Origin of the sequence: Halomonas aestuarii, assembly GCF_001886615.1 — a bacterium.
Classification (GTDB): Bacteria; Pseudomonadota; Gammaproteobacteria; order Pseudomonadales; family Halomonadaceae; genus Halomonas; species Halomonas aestuarii.
In genome coordinates, this window is the sequence record NZ_CP018139.1 from 3236781 (window position 1) to 3254050 (window position 17270).

The following is a 17270-nucleotide window of genomic DNA, read 5'->3' on the forward strand; positions in this document are numbered from 1 at the left end:
ATCCCAGCGCCCCCTGACGTTTCGACTCACGCCGAGAGGTGCCTTCGTGAGATCCTATCTGTTGCGTCTGATGCATCAACTCGCCTGGTTACCACTGTGCCTTCCGGCGCTGCTCTGGCCGCGTGACACTCGGCTGTGGGTCTTCGGCGCCTGGCATGGTAGGCAGTACGCCGATAATGCGTGCCATCTCTACCGTCATGTGCGAGACCATGAGCCTGCACTGCGCGCGGTATGGCTGTCGCATGATGCCGGCGTGGTACGCCAGGCACGCCAGGAAGGTGGTGAGGCGGCCATGGCATACTCGCTCCAGGGTATCCTGCTTTCGCTGCGTGCCGGGCGGGTTCTCGTCACCCATTCGGCCGAGGATGTCAATTCCCACGCCTCATTAGGTGCAGAACTCGTCAACCTGACCCATGGGACCCCTCTCAAGTGCATGGGACGTGATGCACGTTCCCAACGGATTGGGCGGTTGACGGCTTTCTTTGATCGTCACCTCAAGCGGCTCCTCCCTGGCAAGCGACCGGCGAGTTGCGTACTGGTCGCTTCCGCGGTGGGGCGGGAACGCATGACCTCGGCCTATGGACTGGATCCGTCACGGGTGATCGCCTTGGGGTATCCCCGCTGGGATGCCTTTCATACCGATGCCAGGGCGCTGCTTTTACGTCATGGTATCGAGGCACGATCCCATGCGGGTATCTTGCTGTATGCACCGACCGTCCGGATGCAGGGACAGGGCACGCTAGACTTGGCACAGGAGGGGGGGTTGGCGGCATTGCAGGTCTGGCTCGAGCGGGAGCGACTGCTCCTCCTGGTACGTGGTCATGTCTCCCTGTGCATGAGGGGCCTCGATGAGCTGACGCAGGGCTCATCTTGTATCCGGGAGGTTCCGGTGGCTAGCTTCCCGGATGTGAATGCCTTGCTGCCGGCCGTCGATGTGCTGATCACCGACTACTCGAGTGTGATGTATGACTATGCCTGCCTGGAGCGACCGATCGTACTTATGGCACCGGACCTCGAGACCTACCTGAATCAGGATGTGGGCATCTACGGGAATTACGTCGACGACGCGCCTGGCCCTGTGATCACCCACTGGTCACAGTTGCCGGCGGCCTGGGCGGAGCTCCAAGCCGGCCTCCACGCCGGAAGGCTGAAGGCTTTTGTCGATCGGCATGCGGCGCTTTATGACAGCGAGGTATGCAGCCGAATCGTTGCATGCCTTGACGAACGGGATGCCCAGCCGTCATCCGAAGCGATCTGAGATTTATGCTTGATCGTGCGCGATGCCGTGTTGCGCTCTCGAAATGGCTGTCCCATTCCTACCATCAGATCGATACCGGTGTGTGGAAGCTCGCCGGGTCGTGTTACGTACAGGCCTGACAGCGAGTGTGTCAGGCGTCATCGTGTCTCCCGGGGAAGCGTTCATGCTGCTGTCGATATACCGAAGATGGGCGGAAAAGCAACGTATGGGGTTGGCCCCACCCATGACGCCTTCCGGCATTTATGACTATCTGAAGATTTACCGCCTCCGGGTGCGCGGCTGCAAGAGAGTGTTGGTGAATGGGAAATCCTATGACGCCACCTTGTTGTTTCGCAACAAGCTGTACTTGAATTCACTCCTTTCGTATTCCGGCATGCCGGTATGTGAAGACCTGGGGCTTATCGAAGCGGGCAAGGTACGTCAATTGGACGGGAAGGCGGTGGAGTTCGCCGATCGTCTTCTGGCCGGAGGGGGAGGCCTCTTCGTCAAACCCGTCATGGGTACCGGCGGAAGACGATGTGCGCTGATCCGCAGCTCGGACGACCCTAGGGTGTCCTCATACCTGTCCTCTACCGGTCCCTATCTGCTCCAGAGGCCCCTGGAGCAGCATGAGGCGATGAGCGCCCTGTATCCCGGGGCGATCAATACGGTCAGGGTCGTCACGGTGTTGCAAGGACGGGGTGACCCGATACCCTACTGTGCCGTCCTGCGCATCGGCTGTGACGGTTCCATGGTCGACAACTGGTCGTCAGGCGGATTGGTGGCCAACCTCGATGTCGAATCCGGCCGGGTGATATCGCCGGGCTTCAGGAAGAAGCCCTTTGATCTCGTCGAGTATCATCCGGATACTGGACAAAGAATCGAGGGGTTCGAGGTGCCTCGCCTTCAACAGATGTTGGACTTTGCGACCCGTGCTCACCGCCTGTTTCCTTTCGCCCCCTCGCTCGGATGGGACCTTGCCTGTGAGGCCTCGGGCGTGGTGATCCTCGAGGTGAATCATGACTGGGGAGCTAATGTCCATCGGATCTTCGACAGGGCCTTCGACCGACACTTCCTGTCTGCTGTTGGGAGAGCGTGAAATCAAATGGTCTCTTTGCGCTGTGGACGGACAGGCGGGCGCCCGTGACAATGGTGACGACTGCCACATCGTGATCCCCCAACGCTTTCACCGGAGTCCGGCATGATCGATTCCATACAGCGCTTCTTCAACGACATGATGGCGGCGGGCGATCGTCCCGATGAGCCGGCGATCTCGCTGGAGCTGGCCACGGCGGCCCTGCTCGTCGAGGTGGTGCTGGCGGATTACCACCTCGACGACAGCGAACTGGCCCTGCTGCGAGAACTGCTGCAGCGGCGTTTCGACCTGAAGGACACCGCCCTGGAAGAGCTGATCCGCCTGGCGCGGGAGGAGGCCGAGACGGCGGTGGACCACTATCGGTTCGTCAGCCTGGTGAAGGAGCACTTCGACTACGACCAGCGCTGCGAACTGGTGCGCATGATGTGGTCGCTGTCGCTGGCCGACGGCGAGAAGCATCATCTCGAGGAGCACCGCATCCGGCGCCTGGCCGAGCTGCTTCACGTCAGCCACGGCGATTTCATCCGCGCCAAGCTGGCGGAGGAGGCGCCAGGCGAGTGACGGCGTGACGCGCCATCGCGAGCCACCTTCCCCGGTGGGCTGGTATGATCGAGAACGGGTCCGCGGTGTCGGGCCCGTTCATCGTTCATGCCAGGATCATTCATGGCAACAGGAGGGGCAGGATGGCACGCGAGATCATCGTTCTGGGGGCCGGTATCGTGGGGGTGTCCGTGGCCTGGCACCTGGCCCGGCGCGGGCATTCGGTGACGCTGGTCGACCGGCGTGAGCCCGGCCGCGAGACCTCCTTCGGCAATGCCGGCATCATCCAGCGCGAGGCGGTGCGGCCCTATCCCTTCCCGCGCGATTTCGCCACCCTGCTACGCGTGCTCCCCAACCGCCAGGTAGACATCCGCTATCGTCCCGGCGGCATGCTGCAGGCCGCCGGTCCGCTGCTGCGCTACTGGCACAACTCCGCCTCGCCACGCTACCGGCAGATCGTGCCGGAGTATGCCTCCCTGATCGCGCTGTCGCTGGAGTCCCACGCGCCGATGATCGAGGCCGCCGGGGCCGAGGGCCTGGTGCGCAAGGAGGGCTGGCTCGAGGTCTATCATTCGGTCGCCGAACTGGAAGCCCGAGCCGAGAGCGCGCGAGCCGACGATGAATGCTTCGGCGTGCGCCACCGTGTCATGGACGGCGGCGAACTGGCGTCTCTGGAGCCGGGCCTGGCCCAGGGGATGGCCGGAGGCATCCACTGGCAGGACCCCTGGACGGTGGCCGACCCCGGCGGCCTGGTGCAGGCCTACGCCAGGAGCCTCGAGGCGGAAGGGGGACGGGTGCATCAGGCCGAGGTGACGGGCGTGGCCCGCCAGGGCAGTGGCTGGCGTGTCTCCACCGCCGACGGGGCCCTCGAGGCGGAGCAGCTGGTGATGGCGATGGGGCCCTGGTCTCGCCACTGGCTCCATGAGCTGGACATCGAGATCCCGCTCTTCGTCAAGCGGGGCTACCACATGCACTACGGGACGTCGGGGGCGGCCCGGCTCAACCACTGGGTGATGGATGCCGAGGTCGGCTACCTGCTGGCGCCCATGCAGGCCGGCATCCGGCTGACCACCGGGGCGGAGCTGGAGCGTCTCGAGGCGCCGCCCCACCTGGCGCAGCTGGCCGCGGCCGAGCGCGCGGCGCGTCGTCTCTTCCCACTGGGCGAGCGTCTCGAGGCCGAGCCCTGGAAGGGGGCGCGTCCCTGCACGTCGGACATGAAGCCGGTGATCGGCCCGGCGCCGGGCCAGGCGGGGCTCTGGTTGGCCCTCGGGCACGGCCACCAGGGCTTCACCCTGGGGCCGGCCACCGGTCGCCTGCTCGGCCAGATGATGGATGGCGAGACGCCCGATATCGACATGGCGCCGTTTCGGGTGGATCGCTTCTGAATCGCCGGGGGCCGTCGTCCCCCCAGGTTTAGGGTGACGGGGCGACGTCTCCTACTTGCGTGCCTTGCGCTTCTGCTGGACGAGGTGACACAGCAGCTTGACGAGGAGGGTGACGACGAACACCAGCCAGCCGGCCGTGGCCAGCGCATTGAACAGCAGCATCTTCTGCTCGCCGTTCATCGGCGTGATGAGGTGGTCGATCCCGATGGCCAGCAGGAAGGCCAGGGTCAGGGGCAGGGCGAGGATGTGCATCCACATCTCGGTGCGCCGCTTGCGCACATGGTAGCGGCCCAGCAGCACGCGGATGGGGCGGTGCACGAAGCTGATCAGGATCAGGCTCCCCACCATCAGCAGGGCGGCCAGGGAAGGCTCGATGCTGCCGAGGTGGGCGGAGACACTGACCGACCAGTAGAGCACCAGCCACATGAAACCGGCCAGGATCGCGACGATGTCGGCGTAGTGTCTTACCTTGGGCATGCTGTCCTCATCAATGGGGCGGCCTGGGAAGGCTGGCGCCATGATACGGCATTCAGCGTCCCTTGAAGAGACGTCGGACCCAGTACCAGCGATTGATCAGCAGGGCCGCGAAGATCAGCGAGCAGCCCACCAGCTGCAGCAGCGTCATGGTCTCGCCGAACCACCAGCTGGCCATCAGGGCCGCCCAGACCGCCTCGAGCATCAGGATCACCGCGGCATGGCTGGGGGTGGTCAGGCCCTGGGCGTGCACCTGCAGGAAGAAGCGCAGGGTGCTGGCGAAGAAGACGCTGGCGGCGAACCAGCCGAGGGTGGAGGCCGATAACCGCGTCGGCCAGGGCTCGAGGACCAGCGAGGCGAGCGTCAGCCCCAGGCCCACCACGACCAGCTGGATGGCGGTGAGCGGCAGGGCGGCCACCCGCTGCACCACCCGCGAGTTGGCATTGATCAACAGCGAGAAGCCTACCGCCGCCCCGACCATCAGCCACTGGCCGGGCTCGATCCTAAAGCCCGCATTCAGCGACAGCAGCGCGAAGCCGGCCAGCGCCACCGGCAGGGCGAGCCAGGTGGTGCGAGGCGGTCGGTCGCCGAACAGCAGGCGCGCCACCACCGGCACCAGCAGGATCCCCAGGCTGTTGATGAAGGCGCTCTCGCCGAGATGGCGGGAATGCTGCAGTCCCAGCACCCACAGCGACACCGCGGCGCTGAAGATCAGGCCCACACCCGCCGCGCGTCGCCAGTCGACGGGCGACAGGCGTCGCAGGCTGGCCTGCGCGAAGAGGGCCAGGATGGCTCCGGCCATCAGGAAGCGCGTGCCGATGAACAGCAGCGGCGGCATCTCCGCCAGGGCTTCCTTGGAGAAGATCCAGCCGCCGGCGGCCAGCAGGGTGACCAGCAGCAGCAGGAGGTCGGCGCGCAGGGGCGAGCGTGCGGGGGAGGCGGTCGGCATCGGGCTCCGGGAGCTGGGGGGAATCGGCCGCCAATGTTAGCAGACAAAGGGCCTGCCGTGGCCTCGGGAATCCCGGGGCGTTGCGATACAATGTCCGCACAGACGCTCACGCTACAGACTTTCGAAACAGGACCTGCCGTGAACTCGATTACCCTGACCCGACCGGACGACTGGCACCTCCACCTGCGCGATGGCGAGGCCCTCTCGTCCGTGGTGGCCGCCAGCGCTCGCCAGATGGGCCGCGCGATCATCATGCCCAACCTCAAGCCGCCGGTGACGACCACCGCTCAGGCGCTGGCCTACCGCGAGCGGATCCTGGCGGCCCTGCCCGCCGGGGCGAGCTTCGAGCCGCTGATGACCCTCTACCTGACCGACAACACCCCGGCGGAAGAGATCGAACGCGCCCAGGCCAGTGGCCTGGTCCAGGCGGTGAAGCTCTATCCCGCCGGGGCGACCACCAACTCCGCCTCCGGCGTGACGGACCTCGCCCACTGCGACGAGGCCATCGCCGCCATGGCGCGACTCGGTATCCCGCTGCTGGTCCATGGCGAGGTGACCGACGCCGACATCGACATCTTCGATCGCGAGGCGGTCTTCATCGAGCGCGTGATGAAGCCCCTGCTGGCGCGTCACCCGGACCTGAAGGTGGTCTTCGAGCACATCACCACCGCCGAGGCGGCGGCCTTCGTCGCCGCGGCACCGGCCAACGTGGCCGCCACCATCACCGTCCATCACCTGCTGTTCAACCGCAACCACATGCTCGTCGGCGGCATTCGCCCGCACTACTACTGCCTGCCGATCCTCAAGCGCGAACGTCATCGCCAGGCGCTGGTGGAGGCCGCCATCTCCGGAAGCCCCAAGTTCTTCCTGGGGACCGACAGCGCTCCCCACGCCCGGGGCGACAAGGAGAGCGCCTGCGGCTGCGCCGGCGCCTACAGCGCACCGGCGGCCCTGGAGCTCTATGCCACCGCCTTCGAGCAGGCCAGCGCTCTTGAGCACCTGGAGGGGTTCGCCAGTCACCACGGGCCGGACTTCTATGGCATGGCGCGCAACGCCGAGACCGTCACCCTGATGCGCGAGCCTTGGCAGGTGCCTGAGTCGCTGCCCTATGCCGAGGGGCAGACCATCGTGCCGCTCGCCGCCGGCGAGACGCTGGGCTGGAAGCTCGTCGATTGAGACCGATTCCCGGTGACGATATCACCACACGCGGCCGCCCCCCGGGGCGGCCGCTGTCGTTCCAGCCGTCGCTGAAGACATGGTTCGAGTCGTCATTGGTGGCAGGGAAGATGGAGGCAGGGTCGTCGGTGACAGGGGCTCAGTCGTCGAGCAGCTGCCGATCCAGGAAGGCGATGCCGGCCTCGATGGCGCCGTCACGCATCAGGAAGCTGGTGAAGTGGCCGCGGTAGTGCTGCAGGTAGAGCTCGCTCTCCACGCCCTGGGCGACGAGCGCCGCATGGAAGTCCGTGGCATGGTCCACCGGCACCAGGCCGTCCCAGCGGCCATGGAAGAGGAAATGGGGCGGGGCGTCGGCGTCGATCTGGTAGATCGGCGAGGCCCGCCGGTAGGCCTGGGGCCTCTCCGTCCGGGTGCCGCCGATGAACTCGACCACCAGGCGGCCGTCATCGAACTTCAGGAGGTCACTGGGCAGCCCGCCGGCCAGCACGGCGGCAAGGCCCCCCTCGTCCGACAGGGCCAGCAGGCTGACCAGGTGGGCGCCGCTGGAGTAGCCGACGCCGACGATGCGCTCGGTATCGATGTGCCAGGCGTCGGCCTGCTCGTGGATCCAGGCCATGGCCTGCCGGAGATCATCGAGCTGGGCGGGGAAGCGGTACTCGGGGCGAAGCGGTAGGCGACGTTGACCGTCACGTAGCCGTGCCGGGCGAGGCGTTCGGCGATATCCGTCATGTCGTCGGGGCTGCGCCGCTGCCAGCCGCCGCCATGCACCAGCAGGGCGGCGGGGCGACGCAAGTCGGACGGGGTGTCCGGGAGCAGCACGCGGGCCTCGAGGGCCTCCGGCCAGTCGGGCGGCGTGTAGGGGCGCGGGGAGAGGCGCCGAAAGTCGAGCTCGGGGGGCGGCGTCGATCGGGCGATGGCGGGGGCGTCGGCGGTGGTCAGGTGCGTGGCGCAGCCCGTGACCAGAAGCGGCAGGCCCAGCAGCGGCAGGCAGAGGAGGAGCCCCCGCCACCCGCCTGCCGTCCGCGGTGCCATGGCTCAGCCCTCCAGGCGCTCGGCCTGGCGGCAGTGGTGGCCCAGGCGGTCGACCATGGCCGTGACCATGCGGGACGAGTGATCGGCGGCCTTTTCCAGGAACTCCCCGAAGGAGAGGTGGTTGTCGCCGCCGCCGGCGATGTCGGAGAGCGCGCGGATCACCACGAAGGGGCAACCGTAGAGATGGCAGGTCTGGGCGATGGCCGCGGCCTCCATCTCGGCGGCGAGCATGGTGGGAAAGCGGGTGCGGGTGGTGGCGACCAGCTCCGGGCAGGCCATGAAGACGTCGCCGGTGGCGATCAGCCCCTCCACGACGTTGACCTCGCCCAGCGCCTCGACGCTCTCCCTTGCCACCCTGACCAGGCGCTCATCGGGCAGGTAGGCGGCGGGCATGTTCGGCACCTGGCCGTGCTCGTAGCCGAAGACCACGGCGTCCACGTCGTGATGGCGCACCTCGCTGGAGACCACCACGTCGCCGATCTCGAGCCCCTCGCCGAAGCCGCCGGCGGAGCCGGTGTTGATGATGGCCTCGGGATGGTAGACGTCCAGCAGCAGGGTGGTGCCGATGGCGGCATTCACCTTGCCGATGCCGGACTGCAGTATCACCACCTCGATGCCGTGCAGCCTGCCGAGGTGGAAGGTGCAGCCGACATGGTGGCGGGTGCGGCGATCCTCCAGCTGCGAGGCGAGCTGCTCGACCTCCTGGGCCATGGCGCCGATGATGCCGATGCGCTTCATGCGAAGATTTCCGCCCACTCGTCGCGCTTGGCCAGGAAGCCGCGGGCGATCCGCTTGGCGCCCTCCAGGCTGTGGCTGGCGGCCCAGCCGCACTGCATTTCGTTGCAGGCGGGCACCTGGTCGGCCTCCAGCACGTCCTTGAGGGTGCCCTCGACCAGGTCGAGCACGCCGTCGTAGTCGTCGAAGTTGAGCATGGCGATGTAGAAGCCGGTCTGGCAGCCCATCGGGCTGATGTCGACGACCCGGTCGGAGTGGTTGCGGGACATCTCGGCCATCAGGTGCTCCAGGGAGTGCAGGCCGGGCATGTCCATGTGGTCCTGGTTGGGCTGGCAGATCCGCATGTCGTACTTGTGGATGGTGTCGCCGTGCTCGCCGGTCTTGACGTCGGCAAGCCGGATGTAGGGGGCCTTCACCTTGGTATGGTCGAGGTTGAAGCTCTCGACGTTCATCTTCTTGTCGGTCATCGGGACGACCTCACGATCTGGAAATGGGACGGGAAAAATGGAGCGGGCGATGATAGCGGAATTCGACGTTAGGCGCACGAGAGCGCCGGGAGTTCCCGGCTGGGCCCTTCACGAAACCCGCACGAGCCCTCAGGCCTCCGTCTCCGCCTCGGCGTCGTGCATGTCGGCGGCCTGGAGGGTGTTCTCCAGCAGGGTGGCCACGGTCATGGGGCCGACCCCGCCCGGGACCGGCGTGATCCAGCTGGCGCGCTCGGCGGCGGGGGCGAAGTCGATGTCGCCGATCAGCCGGCCGTCCTCCTGGCGGTTGATGCCCACGTCGATGACGATGGCGCCGGGCTTGATCCACTCGCCCTTGACCAGGCCCGGGTTGCCGACCGCGACCACCAGCAGGTCGGCGCGCCGGACGTGTTCCTCGAGGTTCCGGGTGAAGCGGTGGCAGACCGTGGTGGTGCAGCCGGCGAGCATCAGTTCCAGCGCCATGGGGCGGCCGACGATGTTGGAGGCGCCGACCACGGTGGCATCCAGGCCGCGGACCTTGAGCCCGCTCAGCTGCAGCAGCGTCATCACGCCCTTGGGCGTGCAGGGGCGCAGCAGCGGCAGGCGCTGCGCCAGGCGGCCGAGGTTGTAGGGGTGGAAGCCGTCGACGTCCTTGTGGGGCAGGATGCGTTCCAGGATCGGGCGCGCGTCGAGGTGCTCGGGCAGCGGCAGCTGCACCAGGATGCCGTCGATGCGCGGGTCCTCGTTGAGCTGGTCGACCAGGGACTCGAGCTCCGCCTGGCTGGTGTCCGCCGGGAGCTGGTACTTGAACGAGCGGATGCCGGCCTCCTCGCAGGCGCGGTGCTTGTTGCGCACATAGACGGCGGAGGCGGCATCCTCGCCCACGAGGACCACGGCAAGCCCGGGAATGCGCCCTCCGGCCTCGCGGCGCGCCTGGACCTGGCGGGCGACCTGCTGGCGGACGCGGGCGGCAATGGACTTGCCATCGATCAGTTGGGCGGTCATCGAGCTTCCCTCTGGTTTACGGTGAATGGTTTGCGGTGAATGGTTTGCGGTGGATGTGGGTTGCTGGTGGGCACTGTGTCCGGGGCGGCGATTTTCGCATGATGGGGTCCGCAGGCAAAGCGCCGTCCGGCAGTGGCGAGGTTCTCGCTTGACCGGCGGGTAAAGTTACGTAGAATACGCAGCGCTTGACGAGGCCCCTGCGGCAGCGTCAGGGCCGTGCAAGAGCCGGCGGGGTGTAGCGCAGTCTGGTAGCGCGCCTGCTTTGGGAGCAGGATGTCGGGGGTTCGAATCCCTCCACCCCGACCACAACCTCTTGATTGGGAAGTTTTATTTTTCCAGTGAGGGTTGCGGTCAGGCGCCCGGGTACGTAGAATGCGCCCATAGCTCAACCGGATAGAGCAACGGCCTTCTAAGCCGTAGGTTGCAGGTTCGAGTCCTGCTGGGCGCGCCATGCCAGGCATGGAGTGGTCGGTAGCGGTTCGAGGTATTCGTCAGAGCTTTTGTAGTCGCTTTCCGCAAGGGCCTTTCATAAGAGCTTCTTGCAGGAGCACCCAGCAAGACCCGTGTCGACGTGGTGGATGTAGCTCAGTGGTAGAGCCCCGGATTGTGGCTCCGGTGGTCGTGGGTTCGATCCCCATCATCCACCCCATCTCGACATGACGCCCAGGCAGTGGTGGATGTAGCTCAGTGGTAGAGCCCCGGATTGTGGCTCCGGTGGTCGTGGGTTCGATCCCCATCATCCACCCCATTGCCTCCCTCGGCGTGATCCCGTCATTCCAGCAGCATGTACCTTCGCCTCCTTGCCTCGTGTCGTGACGCCCTCGTCCCGCACGGTTTTCCCGATCCTGCTTGCCGCCGTGCTCATCGTGACAGTCATCGCGAGAGTTACCGCGAAAGTTTTCGCGCCAGACATGTCGGAAAAATCTCCGCCATGCCCTTGTAATGCGCCGTCAGGCCCCCATCTGATCAGGCACGGCGCTTGCCAGTACCGGGCGGGATTCTTAGAATCAGCCCTTTGAACATTTCACGCTTTCAGAACGCCCCAGTCGGTAGAGGACATTTCATGCAAGTTTCCGTCGATACGACCTCCCAGATCGAACGCCGCATCAAGGTTCAGGTGCCGGCCGCCGAGGTCGACGAGGCCGTTGCGGCCCGTCTCAAGGATGCCGCCAAGAACGTGCGCCTGGACGGCTTCCGCAAGGGCAAGGTGCCGATGTCGGTGATCCGTCAGCGGTACGGTAACGACGTGCGCAACGAAGTGGTGGGCGAGGTGATGCGCGAGCGCTACGTGCGCGCCATCTCCGAGCACGAGCTCAACCCGGCGGGCTATCCGCAGATCGAGGCCACCACCAACGAGGCGGGCAAGGACCTGGAGTTCACCGCCACCCTCGAGATCTACCCCGAGATCGAGCTGTCGTCCATCGAGGGTGCCGAAGTCGAGCGCCCGGTGGTCGAGGTGACCGAGGCCGACGTCGACGAGATGATCGACACCCTGCGCAAGCAGAATGCCGGCTGGGAAGAGGTCGAGCGTGCCGCCGAGGACGGCGACCAGGTGAAGATCGACTTCCAGGGCTTCCTGGGCGACGAGCCCTTCGAGGGCGGCAGCGCCGAAGGCCATGAGCTGGTGATCGGCTCCGGCAGCTTCATCCCCGGCTTCGAGGAGCAGCTCATCGGCGCCAAGGCCGGCGAGGACAAGGAGCTCAAGGTCACCTTCCCCGAGGACTACCAGGCCGAGCAGCTGGCCGGCCAGGAAGCGACCTTCAAGGTCAAGGTCCACGCGGTGAAGGGCCAGGCCCTGCCCGAGGTCGATGCCGACTTCATCGCCAAGTTCGGCGTCGAGGACGGCGATCTGGACACCTTCCGCGCCGAGGTCAAGCAGAACATGACCCGCGAGGCGAGCCAGGCCGTCGACAACCGCGTCAAGCAGCAGGTGCTCGAGGCGCTCAAGAAGGCCAACGACATCCCGGTGCCCCAGGCGCTGGTCCAGCAGGAGACCGAGGGCCTCAAGCGCCAGGCGGCCCAGCAGTTCGGCCTCGGCGAGGACTTCGACGTCTCCCAGCTGCCCGACGAGCTCTTCAGCGAGCAGGCCAAGAGCCGCGTCCAGGTCGGCCTGCTGCTGGCCGAGGTGATCAAGAGCCACGAGCTCGAGGCCACCGACGATGAGATCAAGGCCAAGGTCGAGGAACTGGCCCAGCAGTACCAGGATCCGGAGCAGGTCGTCGCCCACTACATGGGTAATGACCAGCTGAAGACCCAGGTCCAGTCGGCCGTCCTCGAGGAGAAGGCCGTCGATGCCCTTCTCGAGCAGGCCAACGTCAAGGACGTCGAGATGGGCTACCAGGAGGCCCTCGCCGCGGCCCAGCAGCAGGGCGAAGAGGCCGAGGAAGACGAAGAGGCCACCGCCGAGGCCCAGGGTGAAGAGCCCAAGGGCGAAGAGAAGGCCTGATCCGCGTTCCGGATCGCCTGTCCGGCCACCCGGCCGGGCAGGCCGCCCATCCTCCGCATCCATACATCGGATCCAAGGACATCACCAGATGAGCAACCCGTTCGATATCCAATCCGCCGGCGGCCTGGTGCCCATGGTGGTCGAGCAGAGCGCGCGCGGCGAGCGGGCCTATGACATCTACTCCCGCCTGCTCAAGGAGCGCGTGATCTTCCTGATCGGGCCGGTGGAAGATTACATGGCCAACCTGCTGGTGGCGCAGCTGCTGTTCCTGGAGTCCGAGAACCCGGACAAGGACATCCACCTGTACATCAATTCCCCGGGCGGTGGCGTGACGGCCGGCATGTCGATCTACGACACCATGCAGTTCATCAAGCCCGACGTCTCCACCGTGTGCATCGGCCAGGCGGCGAGCATGGGCGCGCTGCTGCTGGCCGGCGGTGCCGCGGGCAAGCGCTACTGCCTGCCCAACTCGCGGATGATGATCCACCAGCCGCTGGGCGGCTACCAGGGTCAGGCCTCGGACATCGAGATCCATACCCGCGAGATCCTCGGCATCCGCGACAAGCTCAACCAGATCCTGGCGCACCATACCGGCCAGGAGATCGAGACCATCGCCAAGGATACCGATCGCGACAACTTCATGAACGGTCCGCAGGCCGCCGAATACGGCCTGATCGATGCGGTGCTGGAACAGCGGCCGACATCCTGATAGCGTGAAATTCACCCGAGTGACCTTCATGCACTGAGACGTTTCCCGGCGGCCGCGGCCGCCGTGGTGAACCCGACGCTCCGTGAGCCATACTGAACGGGGCGTCATCGAGAAAGAGGTACGCGAATGGCCGACGGCAAAGGCAAGGACGAAGGCGGCAAGCTGCTCTACTGCTCGTTCTGCGGCAAGAACCAGAATGAGGTGCGCAAGCTGATTGCCGGCCCGTCCGTCTATATCTGCGATGAGTGTGTCGACCTGTGCAACGACATCATTCGCGAGGAGGTGCTCGATGCCGATGCCGAGACCGATGAGGAGCGCCTGCCCGCTCCCCGCGAGATTCGTCACACCCTCGATGACTATGTGATCGGCCAGGACCGCGCCAAGATGGTGCTGTCGGTGGCGGTCTACAACCACTACAAGCGCCTGCGCTTCGGCAGCAAGGACGACGATGTCGAGCTCGGCAAGTCGAACATCCTGCTGATCGGTCCCACCGGCAGCGGCAAGACGCTGCTGGCCGAGACCCTGGCGCGGCTGCTCAACGTGCCCTTCACCATCGCCGATGCCACGACCCTCACCGAGGCGGGCTATGTCGGCGAGGATGTCGAGAACATCATCCAGAAGTTGCTGCAGAAGTGCGACTACGACGTGGACAAGGCCCAGCGCGGCATCGTCTACATCGACGAGATCGACAAGATCTCGCGCAAGTCGGACAACCCGTCCATCACCCGGGACGTCTCGGGCGAGGGCGTGCAGCAGGCGCTGCTCAAGCTGATCGAGGGCACCACCGCCTCGGTGCCGCCCCAGGGCGGGCGCAAGCATCCCCAGCAGGAGTTCCTGCAGGTGGACACCGGCAACATCCTGTTCATCGTCGGCGGCGCCTTCGCGGGGCTCGACAAGGTGATCCGCGACCGTGCCGAGAAGGGCGGGATCGGCTTCAACGCCGTGGTCAAGAGCAAGGACGAGTCCAAGGGCATCGGTGACCTGCTGCTCGACGTCGAGCCCGAGGACCTGGTCAAGTTCGGCCTGATCCCCGAGTTCGTCGGTCGTCTGCCGGTGATCGCGACCCTCACCGAGCTCACCGAGGATGCCCTGATCCAGATCCTCACCGAGCCGAAGAACTCGCTGATCAAGCAGTACGCCCGGCTGTTCGAGATGGAGGGCGTGGAGCTCGACTTCCGCGAGGACGCCCTGCGCGCGGTGGCCGGCAAGGCCATGGCCCGCAAGACCGGCGCCCGCGGCCTGCGCTCGATCCTCGAGTCGGTCCTGCTCGACACCATGTACGAGATTCCCTCCCTCGAGGGAGTGTCCAAGGTGGTGATCGATGCCTCGGTGATCGCCGGCGAGAGCGAGCCGCTGCTGATCTATTCCCAGCAGGAAGCCCCGCGGGTCGACGGCACCGACGGTTGACACACGCCGGGCGCGATACGCTCTGACGAGGGAGCGGCTTCATCCCCGAGGTGCCCGTCCGGCACCCCGGGGGTGGGTCGCTCCTCTTTCGTGTGCAACGGGGTCGAGCGTGACGCCCGCCACCGCCTTGCAATCCCGCCGGTGCGCCCCCACTCCCTGAGTATCCATCCGATTTCGTGTGAGGAACGTCTGCGATGCAGCAGAACGCCGAACAGACCCTGAGTCTGCCCCTTTTGCCGCTGCGGGACGTGGTCGTCTACCCGCAGATGGTCATTCCGCTGTTCGTCGGCCGCGAGAAGTCGATCCAGGCGCTGGAAGCCGCCATGGAGGCCGACAAGCGCGTCCTGCTGGTGGCCCAGCGCGAGGCCAGCAAGGACGATCCCGACAGCGAGGACATGTTCGCCATCGGCACCGTCGCCGAGATCATGCAACTGCTCAAGCTGCCCGACGGCACCGTCAAGGTGCTGATCGAGGGCGAGTCACGGGCCGACATCCGCGAGATCGTCGCCGTCGATGATGGCTTCAGCCGCGCCGAGGTGAGCCTGCGCGAGAGCGAGCCCCTGACCGAGCGCGAGCAGGAGTCGCTGGTGCGCGTGCTGCTCAACCAGTTCGAGCAGTACGTGAAGATGTCGAAGAAGGTGCCCAACGAGGTGCTCAACTCGCTCTCCGGCATCGAGGACCCCAGCCGCCTGGTGGACACCATCTGCGCCCACCTGTCGCTGAAGATCGACGACAAGCAGCAACTGCTGGAGATGGACCGGGTGCGCGATCGCATCGAGCACCTGATGGCGCTGATCGAGTCCGAGATCGACCTCCTGCAGGTGGAGAAGCGCATCCGCTCGCGGGTCAAGGACCAGATGGAGAAGTCCCAGCGCGAGTACTACCTCAACGAGCAGATGAAGGCCATCCAGAAGGAGATGGGCGAGCTCGAGAACGTGCCCAACGAGGCCGAGAAGTACGAGCAGGCCATCGAGGAGTCCGGCATGCCCAAGGAGGCGCGCGACAAGGCGCTCCAGGAACTGGGCAAGCTCAAGATGATGTCGCCCAACTCCGCCGAGGCCACGGTGGTGCGCTCCTACCTCGACTGGCTGGTGGCGGTGCCGTGGAAGAAGCGCACCCGCATCAAGCATGACCTGGTGCATGCCCAGAAGGTCCTCGACGAGGATCACTACGGCCTCGAGGAGGTCAAGGCGCGCATCCTCGAGTACCTCGCGGTGCACAAGCGGGTCAAGAAGCTCAAGGGGCCGGTGCTCTGCCTGGTGGGGCCGCCCGGGGTGGGCAAGACCTCCCTGGGGCAGTCCATCGCCCGCGCCACCAACCGCAAGTACGTGCGTCTCGCCCTCGGCGGGGTGCGCGACGAGTCCGAGATCCGCGGTCATCGGCGCACCTACATCGGCTCGCTGCCGGGCAAGATGATCCAGCGCATGGCCAAGGCCGGGGTCAAGAACCCGCTCTTCCTGCTCGACGAGGTCGACAAGATCGGCATGGACCACCGCGGCGATCCCTCCTCGGCGCTGCTCGAGGTGCTGGACCCGGAGCAGAACGACACCTTCAGCGACCACTACCTGGAGCTGGACTACGATCTCTCCGAGACCCTGTTCATCTGCACGGCCAACTCGATGAACATCCCGGGTCCGCTGCTCGACCGCATGGAGGTGATCCGGCTGCCGGGCTACACCGAGGATGAGAAGCTGGCCATCGCCAAGCGCTACCTGGTGCCCAAGCAGCTGAAGGCCAACGGCTTCAAGGACGACGAGCTGTCCTTCTCCGACGATGCGCTGCTCGAGCTGATTCGCTACTACAGCCGTGAGGCCGGGGTGCGCGAGCTCGAGCGCCAGATCGCCAAGGTGTGCCGCAAGGTGCTCCGCGAGAGGCTCGAGAAGGAGAGCAAGGAGGGGGCCCAGGCCCCGCTGCAGCTCTGTGCCGCGGACATCGAGCCCTATGCCGGCGTGCGCCGCTACAGCTACGGCCTGGCCGACCAGCAGGACCAGGTGGGGCGCGTGACCGGCCTGGCCTGGACCTCGGTGGGGGGCGAGCTGCTCAACATCGAGTCGGTGATCACCCCCGGGAAGGGGCGCCTGGACAAGACCGGTTCCCTGGGTGACGTCATGAAGGAGTCGGTGAGCGCCGCCCAGACCGTGGTGCGCGCCCGGGCCCTGTCGCTCGGCATCGATCCCGAGCGCTTCGAGAAGGAGGACCTGCACATCCACGTGCCCGAGGGCGCCACGCCCAAGGATGGTCCCAGCGCCGGCATCGCCATGGTGACGGCCATGGTGTCGGCCTACACGGGTCGCCCGGTGCGCTGCGACGTGGCCATGACCGGCGAGGTCAACCTGCGCGGCGAGGTGATGCCCATCGGCGGGCTAAAGGAGAAATTGCTGGCCGCCAGGCGCGGTGGTATAAAGATCGTGCTCATACCGGAGGAGAACCGCCGTGACCTCAAGGAGGTCCCGGACAATATCAAGGAAGCCCTCGATATTCGACCGGTGGGCTGGATAGATGAAGTCCTGGAGGTGGCTCTGGCCGAGAAGCCCGAGTCGAAAAAGGAAGACACCCACGCGGAAGATTCCCCCTCCAAGGCGTCAATGATCAGTACGCACTAACGATAATATTTC

At 66.0% G+C, this 17270-nt stretch carries 15 protein-coding genes and 4 tRNA genes; 13 read left to right on the plus strand and 6 right to left on the minus strand.

What is annotated here, in order from left to right:
- Positions 1 to 46: 46 nt before the first annotated feature.
- The 4 genes from BOX17_RS15065 (at position 47) to BOX17_RS15080 (ending at position 4258) form a co-directional block, all read left to right on the plus strand.
- Positions 47 to 1258, plus strand: coding sequence for a CDP-glycerol glycerophosphotransferase family protein (locus tag BOX17_RS15065; protein ID WP_125925595.1), 1212 nt, complete (start codon positions 47 to 49; stop codon positions 1256 to 1258).
- A 163-nt stretch (positions 1259 to 1421) separates the two neighbouring features.
- Positions 1422 to 2336: a sugar-transfer associated ATP-grasp domain-containing protein gene (locus BOX17_RS15070; RefSeq protein ID WP_164508647.1), complete on the plus strand. Its 915-nt coding sequence runs from the start codon at positions 1422 to 1424 to the stop codon at positions 2334 to 2336.
- Between the two features lie 102 nt (positions 2337 to 2438).
- The gene (locus BOX17_RS15075; protein ID WP_071945932.1) at positions 2439 to 2894 is read left to right on the plus strand and encodes a tellurite resistance TerB family protein; all 456 of its coding nucleotides are present in this window, start codon (positions 2439 to 2441) and stop codon (positions 2892 to 2894) included.
- 122 nt (positions 2895 to 3016) lie between these two features.
- Positions 3017 to 4258, plus strand: a complete 1242-nt coding sequence (locus BOX17_RS15080) for an NAD(P)/FAD-dependent oxidoreductase (RefSeq protein WP_071945934.1) — start codon at positions 3017 to 3019, stop codon at positions 4256 to 4258.
- A 51-nt stretch (positions 4259 to 4309) separates the two neighbouring features.
- Here BOX17_RS15080 and BOX17_RS15085 read toward each other — a convergent pair whose 3' ends face one another.
- Together BOX17_RS15085 and BOX17_RS15090 are read right to left on the minus strand one after the other, a co-directional pair.
- A complete protein-coding gene (locus tag BOX17_RS15085; protein WP_071945936.1) occupies positions 4310 to 4735 on the minus strand; it encodes a hypothetical protein in 426 nt (141 codons plus the stop codon).
- Between the two features lie 52 nt (positions 4736 to 4787).
- Positions 4788 to 5681 carry a DMT family transporter gene (locus BOX17_RS15090; protein WP_071945938.1) on the minus strand — a complete coding sequence of 298 codons (894 nt, stop codon included), beginning with the start codon at positions 5679 to 5681 and terminating at the stop codon, positions 4788 to 4790.
- A 138-nt stretch (positions 5682 to 5819) separates the two neighbouring features.
- Between BOX17_RS15090 and pyrC the strand changes: the two genes are divergently transcribed.
- The gene (gene pyrC / locus BOX17_RS15095) at positions 5820 to 6857 is read left to right on the plus strand and encodes a dihydroorotase (protein WP_071945941.1); all 1038 of its coding nucleotides are present in this window, start codon (positions 5820 to 5822) and stop codon (positions 6855 to 6857) included.
- Positions 6858 to 6996: 139 nt separating this feature from the next.
- Here the strand turns inward: pyrC and BOX17_RS17260 are convergent, their stop codons facing one another.
- From BOX17_RS17260 to folD, 4 genes are all read right to left on the minus strand, one after another.
- Positions 6997 to 7473: a prolyl oligopeptidase family serine peptidase gene (locus BOX17_RS17260; protein WP_341853288.1), complete on the minus strand. Its 477-nt coding sequence runs from the start codon at positions 7471 to 7473 to the stop codon at positions 6997 to 6999.
- A 419-nt stretch (positions 7474 to 7892) separates the two neighbouring features.
- Entirely contained in the window at positions 7893 to 8627 is a 735-nt protein-coding gene (mtnN, locus tag BOX17_RS15105; protein WP_071945942.1) for a 5'-methylthioadenosine/S-adenosylhomocysteine nucleosidase, read from the minus strand.
- On the minus strand, positions 8624 to 9091 hold the full coding sequence (locus BOX17_RS15110) for an S-ribosylhomocysteine lyase (protein ID WP_071945944.1): 468 nt from the start codon (positions 9089 to 9091) through the stop codon (positions 8624 to 8626). The genes mtnN and BOX17_RS15110 overlap by 4 nt, the downstream gene beginning before the upstream one ends.
- A gap of 129 nt (positions 9092 to 9220) precedes the next feature.
- A complete protein-coding gene (gene folD / locus BOX17_RS15115) occupies positions 9221 to 10093 on the minus strand; it encodes a bifunctional methylenetetrahydrofolate dehydrogenase/methenyltetrahydrofolate cyclohydrolase FolD (protein WP_071945946.1) in 873 nt (290 codons plus the stop codon).
- A gap of 229 nt (positions 10094 to 10322) precedes the next feature.
- Between folD and BOX17_RS15120 the strand changes: the two genes are divergently transcribed.
- The 8 genes from BOX17_RS15120 to lon all read left to right on the plus strand — a co-directional run bounded on the left by BOX17_RS15120 (position 10323) and on the right by lon (position 17258).
- Positions 10323 to 10399, plus strand: a tRNA-Pro gene (locus tag BOX17_RS15120).
- 68 nt (positions 10400 to 10467) lie between these two features.
- Positions 10468 to 10544: transfer RNA gene (locus tag BOX17_RS15125), tRNA-Arg, on the plus strand.
- Between the two features lie 123 nt (positions 10545 to 10667).
- Positions 10668 to 10742: transfer RNA gene (locus tag BOX17_RS15130), tRNA-His, on the plus strand.
- Positions 10743 to 10766: 24 nt separating this feature from the next.
- Positions 10767 to 10841, plus strand: a tRNA-His gene (locus BOX17_RS15135).
- 315 nt (positions 10842 to 11156) lie between these two features.
- On the plus strand, positions 11157 to 12539 hold the full coding sequence (gene tig, locus BOX17_RS15140) for a trigger factor (RefSeq protein ID WP_071945948.1): 1383 nt from the start codon (positions 11157 to 11159) through the stop codon (positions 12537 to 12539).
- Between the two features lie 88 nt (positions 12540 to 12627).
- Entirely contained in the window at positions 12628 to 13248 is a 621-nt protein-coding gene (gene clpP, locus BOX17_RS15145; protein WP_071945950.1) for an ATP-dependent Clp endopeptidase proteolytic subunit ClpP, read from the plus strand.
- Positions 13249 to 13374: 126 nt separating this feature from the next.
- Entirely contained in the window at positions 13375 to 14655 is a 1281-nt protein-coding gene (gene clpX, locus BOX17_RS15150; protein ID WP_071945952.1) for an ATP-dependent Clp protease ATP-binding subunit ClpX, read from the plus strand.
- A gap of 194 nt (positions 14656 to 14849) precedes the next feature.
- The gene (lon, locus tag BOX17_RS15155; RefSeq protein ID WP_071945954.1) at positions 14850 to 17258 is read left to right on the plus strand and encodes an endopeptidase La; all 2409 of its coding nucleotides are present in this window, start codon (positions 14850 to 14852) and stop codon (positions 17256 to 17258) included.
- The last annotated feature ends 12 nt before the right edge of the window (positions 17259 to 17270 follow it).

Excerpts from the sequence above, each read along its gene's own strand:
- BOX17_RS15070 (WP_164508647.1), top strand. The coding sequence starts at position 1,422 with ATGCTGCTGTCGATATACCGAAGATGGGCGGAAAAGCAACGTATGGGG.
- BOX17_RS15075 (WP_071945932.1), top strand. The coding sequence starts at position 2,439 with ATGATCGATTCCATACAGCGCTTCTTCAACGACATGATGGCGGCGGGC.
- BOX17_RS15080 (WP_071945934.1), top strand. The coding sequence starts at position 3,017 with ATGGCACGCGAGATCATCGTTCTGGGGGCCGGTATCGTGGGGGTGTCC.
- BOX17_RS15085 (WP_071945936.1), bottom strand. The coding sequence starts at position 4,735 with ATGCCCAAGGTAAGACACTACGCCGACATCGTCGCGATCCTGGCCGGT.
- BOX17_RS15090 (WP_071945938.1), bottom strand. The coding sequence starts at position 5,681 with ATGCCGACCGCCTCCCCCGCACGCTCGCCCCTGCGCGCCGACCTCCTG.
- BOX17_RS17260 (WP_341853288.1), bottom strand. The coding sequence starts at position 7,473 with ATGGCCTGGATCCACGAGCAGGCCGACGCCTGGCACATCGATACCGAG.
- mtnN (WP_071945942.1), bottom strand. The coding sequence starts at position 8,627 with ATGAAGCGCATCGGCATCATCGGCGCCATGGCCCAGGAGGTCGAGCAG.
- BOX17_RS15110 (WP_071945944.1), bottom strand. The coding sequence starts at position 9,091 with ATGACCGACAAGAAGATGAACGTCGAGAGCTTCAACCTCGACCATACC.
- folD (WP_071945946.1), bottom strand. The coding sequence starts at position 10,093 with ATGACCGCCCAACTGATCGATGGCAAGTCCATTGCCGCCCGCGTCCGC.
- tig (WP_071945948.1), top strand. The coding sequence starts at position 11,157 with ATGCAAGTTTCCGTCGATACGACCTCCCAGATCGAACGCCGCATCAAG.
- clpP (WP_071945950.1), top strand. The coding sequence starts at position 12,628 with ATGAGCAACCCGTTCGATATCCAATCCGCCGGCGGCCTGGTGCCCATG.
- clpX (WP_071945952.1), top strand. The coding sequence starts at position 13,375 with ATGGCCGACGGCAAAGGCAAGGACGAAGGCGGCAAGCTGCTCTACTGC.
- lon (WP_071945954.1), top strand. The coding sequence starts at position 14,850 with ATGCAGCAGAACGCCGAACAGACCCTGAGTCTGCCCCTTTTGCCGCTG.